The sequence below is a fragment of the Streptomyces sp. NBC_00239 genome, from assembly GCF_036194065.1.
Classification (GTDB): Bacteria; Actinomycetota; Actinomycetes; order Streptomycetales; family Streptomycetaceae; genus Streptomyces.
In genome coordinates this window covers 149,445-164,105 of sequence record NZ_CP108095.1, presented here as the reverse complement: position 1 = coordinate 164,105, position 14,661 = coordinate 149,445, and the positions used below count along the sequence as shown (strand labels likewise).

12 protein-coding genes and 2 pseudogenes are annotated in these 14,661 nt (G+C 69.4%); 10 read left to right on the top strand and 4 right to left on the bottom strand.

What is annotated here, in order from left to right; genetic code table 11:
• Positions 1-11: 11 nt before the first annotated feature.
• Positions 12-242 (bottom strand): annotated as a pseudogene (locus OG764_RS00915) (hypothetical protein); the annotation flags it as partial.
• Positions 243-419: 177 nt separating this feature from the next.
• Here OG764_RS00915 and OG764_RS00910 point away from each other — a divergent pair.
• Positions 420-1,763: a pectate lyase family protein gene (locus OG764_RS00910; RefSeq protein ID WP_328966411.1), complete on the top strand. Its 1,344-nt coding sequence runs from the start codon at positions 420-422 to the stop codon at positions 1,761-1,763.
• A 394-nt stretch (positions 1,764-2,157) separates the two neighbouring features.
• Here the strand turns inward: OG764_RS00910 and OG764_RS00905 are convergent, their stop codons facing one another.
• Positions 2,158-2,586, bottom strand: a complete 429-nt coding sequence (locus tag OG764_RS00905; protein WP_328972846.1) for a ribosomal protein L7/L12 — start codon at positions 2,584-2,586, stop codon at positions 2,158-2,160.
• 57 nt (positions 2,587-2,643) lie between these two features.
• Positions 2,644-2,850 carry a hypothetical protein gene (locus tag OG764_RS00900; RefSeq protein WP_328966410.1) on the bottom strand — a complete coding sequence of 69 codons (207 nt, stop codon included), beginning with the start codon at positions 2,848-2,850 and terminating at the stop codon, positions 2,644-2,646.
• Between the two features lie 879 nt (positions 2,851-3,729).
• Here OG764_RS00900 and OG764_RS00895 point away from each other — a divergent pair.
• Positions 3,730-4,251, top strand: coding sequence for a hypothetical protein (locus OG764_RS00895; RefSeq protein ID WP_328966409.1), 522 nt, complete (start codon positions 3,730-3,732; stop codon positions 4,249-4,251).
• Between the two features lie 77 nt (positions 4,252-4,328).
• Positions 4,329-6,776: a trypsin-like serine protease gene (locus tag OG764_RS00890; protein ID WP_328966408.1), complete on the top strand. Its 2,448-nt coding sequence runs from the start codon at positions 4,329-4,331 to the stop codon at positions 6,774-6,776.
• A 427-nt stretch (positions 6,777-7,203) separates the two neighbouring features.
• Here OG764_RS00890 and chrA read toward each other — a convergent pair whose 3' ends face one another.
• Positions 7,204-8,709, bottom strand: coding sequence for a chromate efflux transporter (gene chrA / locus OG764_RS00885; protein WP_328966407.1), 1,506 nt, complete (start codon positions 8,707-8,709; stop codon positions 7,204-7,206).
• Between the two features lie 114 nt (positions 8,710-8,823).
• Between chrA and OG764_RS00880 the strand changes: the two genes are divergently transcribed.
• The 7 genes and pseudogenes from OG764_RS00880 to OG764_RS00850 all read left to right on the top strand — a co-directional run bounded on the left by OG764_RS00880 (position 8,824) and on the right by OG764_RS00850 (position 14,509).
• The gene (locus tag OG764_RS00880) at positions 8,824-9,318 is read left to right on the top strand and encodes a Chromate resistance protein ChrB (protein ID WP_328966406.1); all 495 of its coding nucleotides are present in this window, start codon (positions 8,824-8,826) and stop codon (positions 9,316-9,318) included.
• Entirely contained in the window at positions 9,315-9,749 is a 435-nt protein-coding gene (locus OG764_RS00875) for a chromate resistance protein ChrB domain-containing protein (RefSeq protein WP_328966405.1), read from the top strand. The genes OG764_RS00880 and OG764_RS00875 overlap by 4 nt, the downstream gene beginning before the upstream one ends.
• Positions 9,750-10,297: 548 nt before the next feature.
• Positions 10,298-10,453: pseudogene (locus OG764_RS00870) on the top strand (RNA-guided endonuclease TnpB family protein); the annotation flags it as partial.
• Positions 10,454-10,503: 50 nt separating this feature from the next.
• Positions 10,504-11,316 carry an SMI1/KNR4 family protein gene (locus OG764_RS00865; protein WP_328966404.1) on the top strand — a complete coding sequence of 271 codons (813 nt, stop codon included), beginning with the start codon at positions 10,504-10,506 and terminating at the stop codon, positions 11,314-11,316.
• Between the two features lie 560 nt (positions 11,317-11,876).
• Positions 11,877-12,632, top strand: coding sequence for a MerR family transcriptional regulator (locus tag OG764_RS00860; RefSeq protein ID WP_328966403.1), 756 nt, complete (start codon positions 11,877-11,879; stop codon positions 12,630-12,632).
• 158 nt (positions 12,633-12,790) lie between these two features.
• Entirely contained in the window at positions 12,791-13,345 is a 555-nt protein-coding gene (locus OG764_RS00855; RefSeq protein WP_328966402.1) for a hypothetical protein, read from the top strand.
• A gap of 483 nt (positions 13,346-13,828) precedes the next feature.
• Entirely contained in the window at positions 13,829-14,509 is a 681-nt protein-coding gene (locus tag OG764_RS00850; RefSeq protein WP_328966401.1) for a hypothetical protein, read from the top strand.
• The last annotated feature ends 152 nt before the right edge of the window (positions 14,510-14,661 follow it).

Sequence of the window (14,661 nt, the reverse complement as noted above, 5' to 3'; positions counted from 1 at the left end):
TAATATGGCAGCTAACCACTGACTTGGTCAACGGCTCGGCCAACGGGATCCACCACAGGGTAGGCCGACAGCCGATCGTGCCGGTCGTAGAGTGCGGCCTCCAGCGGCTCCAGGCCGCCGGCCGCCCGCATCTGGACGATCAGCGGGGCGACGTGCTCCAGCCGGTTGCCGCCTCGCCTGAGCTGGTGGGCCAGCCGTGCGTCCGGTACGTCGGCCTCGTCGTAGACGCGGTGCCCCGTCCGCCACCTGCTTCATTGGCTCTCGGGGTGGCGGGATGTGTACCCACGACCTCTTCGTCCCGAATGAGGTTCGGCTGCTGACCCGGCCTGCAAAAAACATCCCCGCACGCGGCAACCTTGCACGGGTCGGCGGCTACTGACAGGGCGTAACCCTGTTCCTCCCCCCCGTAAGGAAGCCTCGTGGCTGCTCGCTCCCATCGCAGGTCCCTCCGCTCCCGTCGTGCCGCCGTCCTCTGCGCGGCCGTCGTGGCTGCATGCGTCGGCTCTGGTGTCGTCGTGATGAACGCGAACGCCGGGACCGTCGACCTGTACCACCAGACGCTCACCGCGAAGGACGGCTGGGCGTCCTCCGGCACGGGGACCACCGGTGGCACGAAGGCCGACGCCGCCCGCACCTTCACGGTCTCCACCCGTGCGCAGCTCGTGAAGGCGCTGGGATCGGTCTCCGACACCACGCCCCGCATCATCAAGATCAACGGCCTGATCGACGCCAACACCGATGACAGAGGAAAGAAGCTGACCTGCGCCGACTACGCCCTCGGTACCGGCTACTCGCTGTCTGCCTACCTCAAGGCATACGACCCGGCCACCTACGGCCGCTCCAAGCTGCCCTCCGGCACCCAGGAGAAGGCACGGGCCGCCGCCCAGGCCAAGCAGGGCCAGAACATCGTCTTCAAGGTCCCCGCCAACACGACGATCGTGGGCGTCCCCGGCACGAACGCGGGCCTCACCGGGGCCATGCTCCAGATACAGAACGTGGACAACGTCATCGTCCGCAACCTGACCTTCGCCGCCACTGAGGACTGCTTCCCGCAGTGGGACCCGACCGACGGCGACGACGGCAACTGGAACTCCAACTACGACTCGGTGTCCCTGCGCGGCGCGACCCACGTGTGGTCGGACCACAACACGTTCACCGACGCGCCGCACTTCGACAGCGCCAACCCGAAGTACTTCGGCCGCGAGTACCAGATCCACGACGGCGCCCTCGACATCACCAAGGGATCCGACCTGGTGACCGTCTCGCGCAACCAGTTCACCAACCACGACAAGACGATGCTGATCGGCAGCAGCGACACCGACAGCGTCGGCAAGCTGCGCGTCTCCATCCACCACAACGTGTGGAAGGGCATCATGCAGCGCGCCCCGCTGGCCCGCATTGGCCAGATCCACATCTACAACAACTACTACGACGTCACACTCCTTAACGGGTACACGCCGCAGTACAGCATCAACTCCCGCGCAAAGGCTCAGATCGTCGCGGAGAACAACTACTGGAAGCTGCCGTCCGGCGCGAAGGCCGCCAAGCTCCTCAGCGGTGACGGCACCGGCTCGGTCAAGGGCTCCGGCAACCTCGTCAACGGCACGGTGACCGACCTCGTCGCCGCCTACAACGCCGCCTCGTCCAAGGACCTGAAGACCACGGTCAACTGGACCCCGACCCTCACGACGGGCCTGGAAGCCTCGGCGAGCAACCTGCCCACGTCGCTGGCGACGACGACTGGGGCTGGCGTGCTCAAGTAGCACCCGAGACACGCGAGGGCCGGGAGACCACGAGACCCCGGCCCTCGCGTACCGCGCCGCGCGGTCCGCCGCGTCACGGACTGTGCGGGGGCCCCGGGATGCTGCCCGAAGCTGCGTGTCGACTCACGCAGAACAAGAGCCCGACAGCCCCCTCCGTACCCGCCCGGCCACGCGTTCCCCTCGATCTGTTCCCCCCGTCAGCGCCGTTGGACGGCCAGGACGCCGGCTTGGCGGGCGCTCGCGTTCCGCCGGCCCAGATAGGCGCGCAGGGCCGGGCGGGCGGCGTGGTGGAGAACGGCTCACGGCGCAGGAATCGACGCAGGCCGCCGAGTCCGGGACGCTAGAGGTCGCGGGATGACCTGCTGGTGGATACACAGGAGCGGGTGGTGTCCGGTCAGGGGGTGTCTGTCGGCTCTGGCGGCGAGTTCGTCATCTGTCGCCGTGCCCAGTCCGTGTCTGGTGGGTGGCTGGCGCGGCAGGTCTGGGAAGGCCATGGGCCTTTGCACGGGGCCGGGTCGAGTGGCCCGGCCTGTGGTGTGACGGTGCGGTCGCACCAGTCGCAGACGACCGTCGCCCGTACACCCGCGACCGAGAGTATCTCGGCCGCGTCTTGGGCTGCTTCGAGCCAGTTGGGTTCCGTGACCGCTACCGGTGCACGGTCCAGCATCAGCTTGCTGTTCCAGAGGCTGAGGCCGGTGACCGTCCGGAGCGCACGGACCGCGGCCGTCTTCCGGTCGCCTGCCTCGGTCAGCCGGACACAGAATCCTGGCTCTTCCACGCACCCTCCCCGGCGGGCCCAAGCTGTCCGGCAAGTGTGAACCATCCTCACGACTGCTGAACACCATGGCATGGGCGGGCCGGGCGTGGGGCGTTCGTCCGTTCATGTGGGCGTGCAGTGGTGGCAGGCAGTGGTGTGGGTCGCGTGGCGGTAGCGGATCAGGGCGAGGTCGGTGTTGACCGTGCGCGTGGAGTAGGAGGCGAGGGCGCCGAGCCCGAGCCTGTCGCCGTTCTTGAGGGCCGGCCCGGAGGCCTGGGCGGGGCCGGTCCGGTTCCGCCACTGGTGTTGACCGTGTCGATGGCGCACCATGGCACGGTTTTCGAGCGTCCCAGCCCGTGCTCGGTGACACCTTCGGAGTCGACCCGCACGCCCATCACGCAGCTCCGGAACATGATCCAGGCGCCCGTCGTGCCGGTCACGCCGCCACATGCGGGGGGATCCTACGTAGGCGGTGCCGCGAGCGACCGCCCCCCCCGGGCTGGATCGGGCCGGGCCGTACGGGAGCGGACAGGGCCGAAGGGTGGCGCCCTGCGTCGGTGGTATTTCCCCGAAAATACGCGGCCCTCGTCCACGGGCAAGCCAAAAGCAGCTTTCACCATCGATGCATGGCGCGCCGAAAAAGAGATGCGGCGGGGCGCAGCGCAGGAAGTGGCGAGTCGCGCTTAAAACCACTGGCCATGAAACAGAAGACCCAGCTAGGGGAGCGTGCGGCATGACCCTACGCGATACACGGCACTTTGGCTAGACGGTAGATGATGAGGAATCAACGTTCGTTTATCCACGCGGGCTGGTGGCGCTTCGCGGGGCTGATGTCGGGCCGCTTGAATCAGACATAACATCCCTGACTGCCGCGTAATCCCTGGCCGGCGCGCCCGGCTTTCACGTGAGCCACCTCACTCATCCCCACGGCCCCCGAGCCTCCGGTTGCGCATGCCCCGCCTGCGGGACGTCGATGAAACGCGCCCTCCTGTACATCCATTGATGCCTGGCAATTGCCCGACCAGCCGCCGTCTTTGCTTTTACGGACTTGATTTGCGTGCCGGGTGTGCGGTTAAGATCCGGTCGGAAGTTGGGGGCTTCCAGGGAGAGATCGCCTTCTTTGACGCGTCTCTGTCTTGGTCGGACATGAGCCTTCGCATCCGTATGACACTTCCGGTCAGTGAACCGGAACTGAAGACTGGGGTAGGGATGAAGGCACGGAAGAATGTCGTCCGTACGGTGGGCGCGGCCACGGCCGCCGGCGCGCTGGCGTGGCTGGCGATCGCCGGGGCGGGTGGCGCCACCGAGGGCGGCGCTGCGGACGTCACCGCGATGAAGGGCATCGCCGAGGAGGGTCCCGGGTACGCGATCGAGGACTTCGGCTACCCGAACGCGGACAAGATCCTCGCCGAGCAGAACATCACCCTCAAGCGCGGTGACGGCCACATCCTCCTCGCCGACTGCGCGAGCGCGACGAACCTCCTGGAGGTCTGGTCCCGCGCCAAGGAGAAGATCTGCTTCAAGGTCACCGGCACCACCGGCTACCTGACCCTGGAGATCCCCTCGGTCTTCGCCGTCAAGGGCAACGACTACGCCGCCCAGGTCGACATGAAGGTCGGCGCGGAAGAGAAGACGTGGGACGTCAACAAGAACTCCTGGACCGCGGTCGGCGAGAGCGCCGACGAGCAGGGCCGCGAGTTCATGCTCATGGAGATCCGCACCTCCAAGTAGCACCCGCACGGCGCCCAAGCGGCCGCCGTACGGCACCCGTTCACTTCCCCGCGCACCCGTTCACCGAAGGAAGAACCATGCTCGCACCCCGTCTGCGCCCGGCGCGGATGACCGTCCTGCTCTCCGCCACCGCGGTCGCCGCCGGCCTGATCTCCGCCGCCCCCGCCCTCGCCCTCACCGGCCCCGAAGCCCCGACCGACGCGTACAAGTCGGTGGTCAAGCTCAACATCGGCGACGAGGAAACTTCCCGCGCCTGCACCGCGACCCTCGTCGACGCCCGATGGATCCTAACGGCCGCCAGCTGCTTCGCCGCCACCCCGGGCACCTCGGTCCCCGCCGGCAAGCCGGCCCTGAAGACCGTCGCCACCCTCTCCGACGGCAAGGCCGTCGACGTCGTCGAACTCGTCCCGCGCAGCGACCGCGACCTCGTCATGGCGCGCCTCGCCACCGCGACGACCGGCATCGCCGGCATCAAGCGGGCGAGCGCAGCGCCCGCAGCCGGGGCCGACCTGACGGCGGTCGGATTCGGGCGCACGAAGACCGAGTGGGTCCCCGGCAAGCTCCACGTCGGCTCCTTCAGCGTCGGCGCCTCCGACGCCACCGCACTCACCATCACCGGCAAGGGCACCGACGCCATCTGCAAGGGCGACACGGGCGGCCCGCTGCTCAACGCGGCCGGTGAACTGGTGGGCGTCAACAGCCGTTCCTGGCAGGGTGGTTGCCTCGGCACCGCAACCACCGAGACCCGCACCGGCGCCCTCTCCGTCCGCACCGACGACCTCGGCGCCTGGGTGGGAGAGGTCACCGCGCCCCGCAACGGTGCGCAGGTGTCCCTCCTCGCAGGCGGCGGCGGGACGATGTGGTCGCAGTTCGGAAACCTCGGGTACAGGGAGTACGGACAGGCCTGGGCCAAGGTGGACGGGAAGGACGTCTCCCGGGTGAGCACGGTCCGTCACGGCGAGATCGTCCGCGCCTACGCGATCGCGGGCGGCCGGGTGTTCGGCCAGGACCTGGACCGCGCGACCGGTAAGTGGTCGGGCTGGGGCGAGGTTCCCGGAGGGGCGGCCGGTGCCAAGGACATCACCGCCTCGCTGGTCGGCGACACCGTCCACGTACTGATCGTCGGATCCGAAGGCAACCTCTACTCCCAGGCGGCCGACTACAAGGCGGGCCGCTGGAACACCAACTGGACTGCGGTCGGCGCGACCGGGCTCTCCCACATCACCAGCACGGCATCGGGCACCACCGTGCGCGTCCACGGCATCGGCGGCGGCGAGGTCTACGGCCGTGACCTGGACACCCGTAACGGCAGCTGGACCGCGTGGGGTGCGATCCCGGGCGGCGCCGGCGGCGCCGTGGACATCGCCTCCAGCACCGTCGGGAACAACGTCCACGTGCAGATCATCGGCTCCGACGGTGCGATCTGGACCCAGTTCGGCAACTACGACGCAGGCCGCTGGAACGACTCGTGGGCCAAGGCCGGCGGCACGGGCCTGACCCGCATCACCAGCGTTTCCACCCCCACCGGCATCGAGCTCTACGCTCTCGGTGCGGGCGGCAAGGCCAGCAACGCCACCATGGACCCCGCCACCGGTTCCTGGACCGCCTTCAAGGAGGTTACGGGCGGTCTCGCCGGCGCCGCCGACGTGGCCGTGGCCGTATCCGTTCCCCCGTCGAAGGTGACGCTCGCCGCGGGCGCCGGCGGCTCCCTGTTCACCCAGAACGGTGCGGTCGCCACCGGCGTGTTCAACGCCCAGTGGGCCGGCATCGGAGGCGCCGCGATCACCCACCTCACCAGCGTGGACACCGGCAGCACCATCCGGTACGTCGGCGTCGCCGGCGGGAAGGTCTACGACCGCGAGTACGACGTACGCAACAACACCTGGGGCAACTGGACCGAGATCCCCGGTGGCGCCGGCGGCGTCAAGGACGTCTCCGCCGCAATGATCAACAACGTCCTCTACGTCCAGGTCATCGGCTCGAGCGGTGACCTCTACACCCAGACGGGCGACTACAACGCCGGCCGCTGGAACAGCGGCTGGACCCCCGTCGCCGGAGGGACCGGCCTGACCGGCATCTCCAGCGTCAAGGCCGGCCCCTTCGTCCGCCTGGTCGGCATCAACGCCGGCAAGGCCTACGGCCGCGACTTCGACACCCGCAACAACACCTGGACCGTCTGGGGCGAGATCCCCGGTGGCATCACCGGCGCCAAGGACATCACGACGGCCCGCGTCGGCCACACCGTCCAGGTCCAGGTCATCGGCTCCGACGGCGCCCTCTACAACCAGAGTGCCGACTACCTCGCCGGGATGTGGAACCCCACCTGGAACAAGATCGGCGGCACCGGCCTGACGCGCATCGCCAGCGCTTCCGCAGCCGACAACATCCACGTCTACGCCACCGGCACCAATGGGCAGGTCCAGAACATCGCCCTCGACACCACGACGGGTTCCTGGACGGCCTGGAACAAGATCCCCGGCACCCTCACCAACCCCGCCGACATCACCGCCACCACCACCAAGTAGGACCGGGCTCGACAGGCCCCGCCCGCACCAGGCGACCCCCGGTGCGGGCGGGGCCTCCGCGCTGTCAACACCGTCGCATCGGGGCCCTGGCGACCCGCGGAGGACCGCCCGACGAGCCCGCTCACCCCTGGGTGAGCTCGGCGATGAGCACCCAATCACGGTCGACGCTTGTGAACGCGCGGGTGCCAACTCGGTTTGACCCGTGGTTGTAGCGAAGGATCTGTGCCGGCGTCGCCCGCAAGCAAGCCGGTCGCCCCGCGCTGCGCTGATCTCGGTGCCCCCGGACGCTCACCTCCCCGGCCCAGTCGACGCCGGGTTCGGTGGTGCGGCGCGCTGCGTCTGCCAGAGCCGGTCGCGGCGCTGCTTCTGATTGGCCCCCCGCACCCCCGGCGCGGCGAATGTTCCCATTGGGCATCTCCTCGGCGGTTCAGATGCCGGGGAGTCCGGTGAGGGCTGCGCCCAGTCCCAGGACGGCGCAGATGCCGAGGGTGCGCAGGACGCTCCACCGGACTTTGAAGATCAGCAGCGCCGCGATCGCCGTGATCACGAGGGCCGCTGGACGCAGCGTGCCCAGGTCGGGCAGGGCGAGCGTGACCGGGCCGAAGGTCTTCTCGTCCACGTCTGTGAAGAGGGCGTGTTCGGCGAAGTAGAGGGCGAGGTTGGCGATGACGCCGACGACGGCGGCGGTGATGCCGGTCAGGGCGGCGGAGATGCGGCGGTTGCCGCGCAGGCGCTCGATGTAGGGGGCGCCGAGGAAGATGAACAGGAAGCAGGGCACGAAGGTGACCCAGGTGGTGAGCAGGGCGCCGAGGAGGGCCGCGGCCCAGGGGGCGAGGGTGCCCGGGTCGCGGTAGGCGCCGAGGAACGCGACGAACTGCACCACCATGATCAGCGGGCCTGGGGTGGTCTCGGCCAGGGCCAGGCCGCTGACCATCTCCTTCGGCGTGAGCCAGCCGTAGGTCTGCACGGCCTGCTGGGCGACGTAGGCCAGGACGGCGTAGGCGCCGCCGAAGGTGACCAGCGCGGTGCCGGAGAAGAAAACGCTCTGGGTGGTGAACACGCTCCCGGTACCGGTCAGGAGGGCGACCGCGGCCACGGGGACGGCCCACAGCAGCAGCCCGGAGGCGAGGATGCGCCAGGTGCGGCGGCGGCTGGGCTGCTCGTGGTGCAGCGCGTCGTCGGGAATCAGTGGCGCGGGCCCGTCGTCGGCGCCGTGCCCGCCCGAAGGCTTGAGCGCGTCGGGCCTGTAGCGGCCGATGAGCCAGCCGGCGAGGGCGGCTGCGGCGATGACCACGGGGAAGGGCACCGCGAACAGCGCCAGCGCCGCGAACGAGGCCACCGCCAGGGCGATCAGCAGCGGGTGGTTCAGGGAGCGCTGGGCGACCCGGGAGACGGCCTGGGCGACGATGGCGACCACCGCGGGGGCCAGGCCGGCGAAGACGCCGGTGACGGCTGCGGTCGAGCCGAAGGCGACGTAGAGGGCGGACAAGGCGAGCAGGGCGAGGACGCCGGGGAGGACGAAGAGGGTGCCGGCGATCAGTCCGCCGCGGGTGCCATTGAGGAGCCAGCCGGTGTAGATCGCGAGCTGCTGGGCTTCCGGGCCGGGAAGGAGCATGCAGTAGGACAGGGCGTGGTTGAACCGCTGCTGGCCGATCCAGCGTTTGTCCTCGACCAGGGCCCGCTGCATCACTGCTATCTGCCCGGCCGGGCCGCCGAAGGTCTGCCAGGAGATCGCGAACCAGGCGCGGGTCGCCTGCGGCAGCGGAATCACGTCCCCGCCGCCGGTGACGGCGCGGTCGGCTCGAGCCCGGGGGCTGGGCGGCTGGTCGGTGGCGGACACCGGCACTCCCTCTTTCGTCCTGATCAGGCCGTACGAGGCGGCCGGGGTCCGGACGGCCTGGGTGTACGCGACCGCGCCACCCACCCCGCCCACTGCTGTGTAACCATGGTTACATCACAGCTTGGCCGGAGGAAGGCGGATCTCGGGGGATGGACGTGAACAGCTCATTGCAGCCACCGGGCGCGACCGGGCCTCGGGGCGCCTGACATGGGCGGCCCGGACCCCGAGCAGCGCCAGTGGGTGCTGATGTCCTACCGACTGCCCCGGGAGCCCTCCACCCCGCGGATCACCGTGTGGCGCAAGCTCAAGCGCCTGGGCGTCGCGCAGATCAGCGACGGCCTCGTCGCGCTGCCCGACGACGCCCGCACCCGCGAACAGCTGGAATGGATCGCCGAAGAGGTCACCGATTCCGCCGGCGCCGCCACCGTGTGGATCGCTCACCCGGTCGCCGCCGGCGACGAGCACCAGCTCATCGACACGATGACGCAGGCCCGCGCCGCCGAGTACGAGCAAGTGCGCACCGAGGCCGAAGCCGCCCGCGCCGGGGACGACGCCGAACGGCGGCGCGCGCTGACCCGGCTGCGCGCCGAACTGCGGCGCATCCAGCGCCGCGACTACTTCCCCTCACCCGACCGGGACACAGCCGAGCAGGCCGTCAACGCCCTGCACCCCGCCAACACCACGGAAGAGAGCACGTCATGAAGTGGGCCACCCGCGCCGGCATCCACATCGACCGCGCCGCCTGCGCCTGGCTGATCCGCCGCTTCATCGACCCCGACGCCGAGTTCGTGTTCGTCACCGACCCCTCCCACGTCCCCGCCGACGCCACCCCTTTCGACATGCGCGGCGCCGAACTCGGTCACCACCACGGCGACTGCAGCTTCGAGACCATCCTGGGCGTCCACCACCTCACCGACGACCCAGCCCTGCGACGGATCGCGGACATCGTCCACGAAGCCGACATTGACGACGAACGCTTCCACGCCCCCGAAGCCCCCGGCCTCGACGTCGTCCTGCGCGGCCTGTCCATGATCGGCGACGACACCCACACCATGAGCATCGCCAACCCCGTCTTCGACGGCCTCTACGAGTACTACCGGCGCGCCACCTCCTTGGGCCGCGAACCCGCCTGAGACCCAGGCACCCGGCTGGAGCTCCGACGTCCTTCCCTGGGGGTGAGACATGCCGGGCACGGCGAATTCTTCCAGGAAGTACGAGGCCACTGGCCGGGGGCGAGGGCGGCTGTCCTCGTCCTGCTCGCCGCGATCGCAACTCATGTCGCCGGCCTCGACAAAACGAGGCTGAGCCAGTCGCCGCCACGGCCCACTGCCCGCCGGCGGCAGCTTCGGCCGGGCCCTCGGCCTGGCGCCGCCTCCGGCCAGTCCGTGGAGATCGGTTTCGGCGGCACAGCACTGGTCACCAGGCCGGGTTCAGCGATGCGCTGCTCGTATCGGCTTCATGAACCCTGCGACGGCCGGTCGGAGCCGGGCAGTTCGCCGCGGGTGCCGCGGCCACCCCTACGAGGGAGCCGGCCACCTTGCAGAACGACCGCGTCGTTGCCGAACTCCTTCTGCTCCGTACGCCCGTCGACTGTCGCCGCATGTCCTGCTCCACGGTGCCGGCGAGGCAGCCTTGGACGGGCGGGTGGGCGGTGCGTGGTGGTCAGCCGTGGTGTTCTTCCGCGAGCGTGCGGGTCAATCAGGACGGTCTCGGGCACTGGTACTGCTCGTTCGTTGTACCGGCCGAGGTGCAGCCGCTGCCGGAGACCGGTCGTGTGATCGGCATCGGCTGGGGTGTGCGCGAGACCGCGACCACCACGTCCGACGACCACGACCTTTGAAGGCTTGAAGGGCCGCATTGTCAGTGCGGTGCGCTTCACTGTCCGCCATGAAGCTCACGCAAGCGGACGTCAACGATCTGCTGGCCCGACTCGGCCCCGGGAACAGCTACATGTACCTGCCCGGCGATCTGGACCTGCAGCACCTGACCGACCTGCTCGAAGGCAGGTATGGCGCCCCGCGCACCCTCATCCTCGATGGCTTCACCGATCCGACGGTTGACGATTCCAGGGGGGCGGCCCTCATCATCCCCTTCGAGGACCGAGCCGTGATGCTACGGGCGTGGGCGTACGGGGATCAGTGGATTGGCACGGGGACCGCGCGGGACGCCGAGGGGACCGCGCGGTCGGTGCTGGTAATCGCTCCCAGAGAGGTGCCCCCACCCTTGGGGGTCGCTCCGGACGAGGACGTGGACGTGGACGTGGACGTGGACGTCGACTGGATGGAGCGGCTCAGACTGATCACCGGCTGGACACAATCCGACCAGCGGCCGGACATGGACTGGGCGGAGATGGAGTCCCGCCTGGGCATCGCGCTGCCGAGCGACTACAAGCGCATGGTCCAGACGTTCGGCAAGGGCGCCTTCGACGGATTCCTGGACCTGAACCAGGAGCCGTGGACGGATCTCAGGGAGGAGGGCCTGCTCATCTGGGCAGGCACGGAGCACGAGAACCTGTATTGCTGGAGGGCCGACGGCGGCGACCCCGACCGTTGGCCTGTCGTGGTCCGGTCCTTCGACGGTGAGGACGTCGCCTTCGATTGCCAAGCCGCTGAGTTCGTCTGCCGCATCCTCATCGATCCGCATCACCCGTTCACGATGGCCCGCTTTTTTGATACTCACTGGTTCATGAACTACGGGTGAAGCGACTGACCGAGCCCTGCTGTCAACGGCATCCACAGCGCGGTTGGCGGTGCCTTCGGGGAACAGGGCAGAAGCACTCACCTGTCACGGCGGACTCGCCAAATCATGATCTTGCTGGTGGGGCCGCTGCCGGAACCTGTACGGCTACCGTTGATCATCGTTGCGTGGTGGTGCCGCTTCCACGGCGGCGACCGGGCGCCCGCACTGTCTTGGCCACCTCGCCGCCATCTTCATCGGGTCAGCGAGATGATCCGAGGGAAACGGCCTTGCCAGGACGCCGCTGGGCCGCGTTTCCGGTCGCGGAGCTGCCGCTCCGCCCGGGCGGAGCGCCGCCGCGCGCGCAACTCCTGGACCTGTGCGGTGGCGATGGCCAGCCAATTCCGGAGGTGGCGGCCCGGGGTGCGGTGGTCGCCTGGGGTCGATGTCCTCCAGTGAAGGCTGTGACGTCGCGGCAAGGTCAAGTGGACGACTCGAGGCCTTCCGTGGCGTCCGGGGGTGCCGGCCGCCACGGGGACTTCCGTGCTTGACCTTGTCGCGGCGTCATGGTTTTCACTGCGCTCATGAGAATCGGCGAAGTCGCGGCACTGGTCGGGGTCACCCCGCGGGCTGTGCGGCACTACCACCACCTGGGGCTGTTGCCCGAGCCCCTGCGGCGCAGCAACGGGTACCGCGACTACGGCCTCAGGGACGCTGTCCTGCTCGCCCGGATCCGCCGGCTGACCGAGCTCGGTGTCGGGCTCGACGAGGTACGGGATGTCCTCGCGGACACGGAAGGGCATGACCTGAGGGAGGTCCTGGAGGAGCTGGACGCCGACCTGGAACGGCAGGAGGCCGTCATCCGGCAGCGGCGGACGCGGCTGGCCGTGCTGCTGGCCCAAGCGCAGGAAGGATCCCTGCTCCCAGAGGGGCCGGTGTCACCCGAGCTCACCGGTCTGCTGGCCGCGCTCGGCGACGCCGATTTCGACGTCTCGCCCATGGCCGTCAAGGACCGCGAGCACCTGGCGTTCCTCGACGCCGCAACCCCCGAGGAGGGGCGGGTTCCGCTGATGGAGGCGCTGCAGGAGATGCGGGAGCAGGCCGGGCAGGTCTACGGCCTGCTGGACGGCCTCGCCGGCCAGGATCCGGACGGCCCGCACGTGACCCGGGCCGCTGCGGCGCTGGCGGTCCTTCTCCCCGATGCTCTGGCGGCACACCTTCCCGGCGCAGACGACCGCGGCCTGGCCGAGACCCTCTACGAGGACCTGGCCCCGGCCCAGGCCGCGGCCGTCCGCCGCGCGCTCGAACTGCTCAAGCAACGACAGGAAGGACGGGCATGATCCCCAGGCCCCCGACCACCCGGCCGCAACCTGCCGCCCCCGTACCGCCGCAACCTGCCGCCCCCGTACCGCCGCAACCTGCCGCCCCCGTACCACAGAGGCGTGCAGGACTCCTGCCCTCACCCGCGATGCGGTTCTTCGCACACGAGGGCCGAATCATGGAGAGCCTGATCCGGTGGGTCACCCGCCGGCCGCACGGCGTCGACGGAGCCGACGCGGTCTTCACCCACGGCCGGGACCAGGCCGCCATGATGTACGGCCTCGCGTTCGCCTGTGTGGTGGAGACCGTCGCCCTGACCTACCTCCTCGCCGACTGGCCCGTCATCCACACCATCCTGCTGGTCGTGGACGTCTACACCGTCCTGTTCGTCCTCGGTCTGCACGCCGCCTCCCGCACCCGGCCACACACCCTCGGCGGCCGCACCCTGCGCATCCGGCAGGCCGCCAACGTCGACATCCGCCTCCCTCTCGACCAGATCGCCTCCGTCCGCCGAGAGACACGCTTCACCCACGAGAAGAAGGACGGCGAAATGAACCTCCCCGTCGGCTCACAGACCTCCATCACCCTCCAGCTCACCGAACCGGTCAACGCACCGACCTTCTTCGGCGCAGCCCGCCTCGTCACCGTGATCAGGCTGCACGCGGACGACCCGAAGGCCCTCCACGAGGCCGTCACACGGGCCCGGACCACATCCGGGCCCACCCCGGAATGAGTTTGCCGGTCTTCTCGTCCTTCGCCTTGAGGACGACCTGGGCGGGCTTGAACGGGGCGACAATCGTCAGGCGGGCGGTGGCGCCGGGGGTGACGATCACTGGTGGGCGGCCACGCCGAGCGCACCTTCGAACTGCCGGACTACGACGGTGAGTTGCAGTAGCTCCCACCGCACTCCCGCCGTGCGCCATCGCGCGGCCGACACCCTCTCAAGGCGCACGCTTGGTAATGGTTCATGCGTGCGAACACTGTCAAGAAGTGGCCTTGAGCCGTTATTCCTGGCAAATCAGCCGCTGCCGGTCAGGCGTGGAATTCCGTTGCTACGTTCTGCCCCTCGCGACAGCGGCATGAGCCGCCGTCCTTGCAGGGGAGGGTATGCATGAGCATCGCACAACGGCAGTCGAGCCGGCATGGTGCGCCGGGGCGGGAACAGAGCTGTGAATCGGCCGGCGTCTTCCGCGGGGTGGGGAGAAGGCGTACGGGGGTGGCGGTCGCCAGAGGCAGCAGGATCGCGGCGGTGATCGGAGCGATCGCGCTGATCGCCACCGCGATGCTCGCCGGTACGGCGGGCACGGCCGCCGCTGCGGAACGGGGGGCGCAGGCCGCGACAGCCGGGTGGGCCTGCTCCGGGTCGCCCATCCCGGCCGGATACATCATCACCGACTACAACCGCAATCTCTGCAACGGCCAGGGCGCGTGGTACCAACAGCCCGCCTATGACGGCGCATGGGCTTGTTCGGGGTCGCCCATCGCGCCCGGGTACGTCATCACCGACCACAACCGCAACCTCTGCAACGGCCAGGGTGCCTGGTACCACCAGCTGGAACGTGACGGCATATGGGCTTGTTCGGGGTCGCCCATCGCGCCCGGGTACGTCATCACCGACCACAACCGCAACCTCTGCAACGGCCAGGGTGCCTGGTACCACCAGCTGGAACGTGACGGCATATGGGCTTGTTCGGGGTCGCCCATCGCGCCCGGGTACGTCATCACCGACCACAACCGCAACCTCTGCAACAGCCAGGGCGCTTGGTACCACCAACTGGCCCGTGACGGCATGTGGGTCTGCTCAGGCTCACCCGTCCCGGCCGGCTACCGCATGAGCAACAACAACAACCGTAACGGCTGTAACGGCCAGGGTGCGTGGCTCCTCGTGCGCGTCTGACCGACCCCGATCGCGTAGACCGGAGGCACCGCGCACCCCGCGGCGCCTCCGGTGCGTGAACCGGGAAGCCATCAGGCAGTTTCGTTCGGCTCCTCGGGCGGACCAGAGGATGCCTGCGAGGTGGAGTCCGGTCCGGGAGCAACGGCTCGATC

Bases quoted from the DNA above. Each gene is read 5' to 3' on its own strand.
- OG764_RS00905 (WP_328972846.1), bottom strand. From the start codon at position 2,586: ATGGTTCACACTTGCCGGACAGCTTGGGCCCGCCGGGGAGGGTGCGTG.
- OG764_RS00900 (WP_328966410.1), bottom strand. From the start codon at position 2,850: ATGGTGCGCCATCGACACGGTCAACACCAGTGGCGGAACCGGACCGGC.
- OG764_RS00895 (WP_328966409.1), top strand. From the start codon at position 3,730: ATGAAGGCACGGAAGAATGTCGTCCGTACGGTGGGCGCGGCCACGGCC.
- OG764_RS00890 (WP_328966408.1), top strand. From the start codon at position 4,329: ATGCTCGCACCCCGTCTGCGCCCGGCGCGGATGACCGTCCTGCTCTCC.
- OG764_RS00880 (WP_328966406.1), top strand. From the start codon at position 8,824: ATGGGCGGCCCGGACCCCGAGCAGCGCCAGTGGGTGCTGATGTCCTAC.
- OG764_RS00875 (WP_328966405.1), top strand. From the start codon at position 9,315: ATGAAGTGGGCCACCCGCGCCGGCATCCACATCGACCGCGCCGCCTGC.
- OG764_RS00865 (WP_328966404.1), top strand. From the start codon at position 10,504: ATGAAGCTCACGCAAGCGGACGTCAACGATCTGCTGGCCCGACTCGGC.
- OG764_RS00860 (WP_328966403.1), top strand. From the start codon at position 11,877: ATGAGAATCGGCGAAGTCGCGGCACTGGTCGGGGTCACCCCGCGGGCT.
- OG764_RS00855 (WP_328966402.1), top strand. From the start codon at position 12,791: ATGGAGAGCCTGATCCGGTGGGTCACCCGCCGGCCGCACGGCGTCGAC.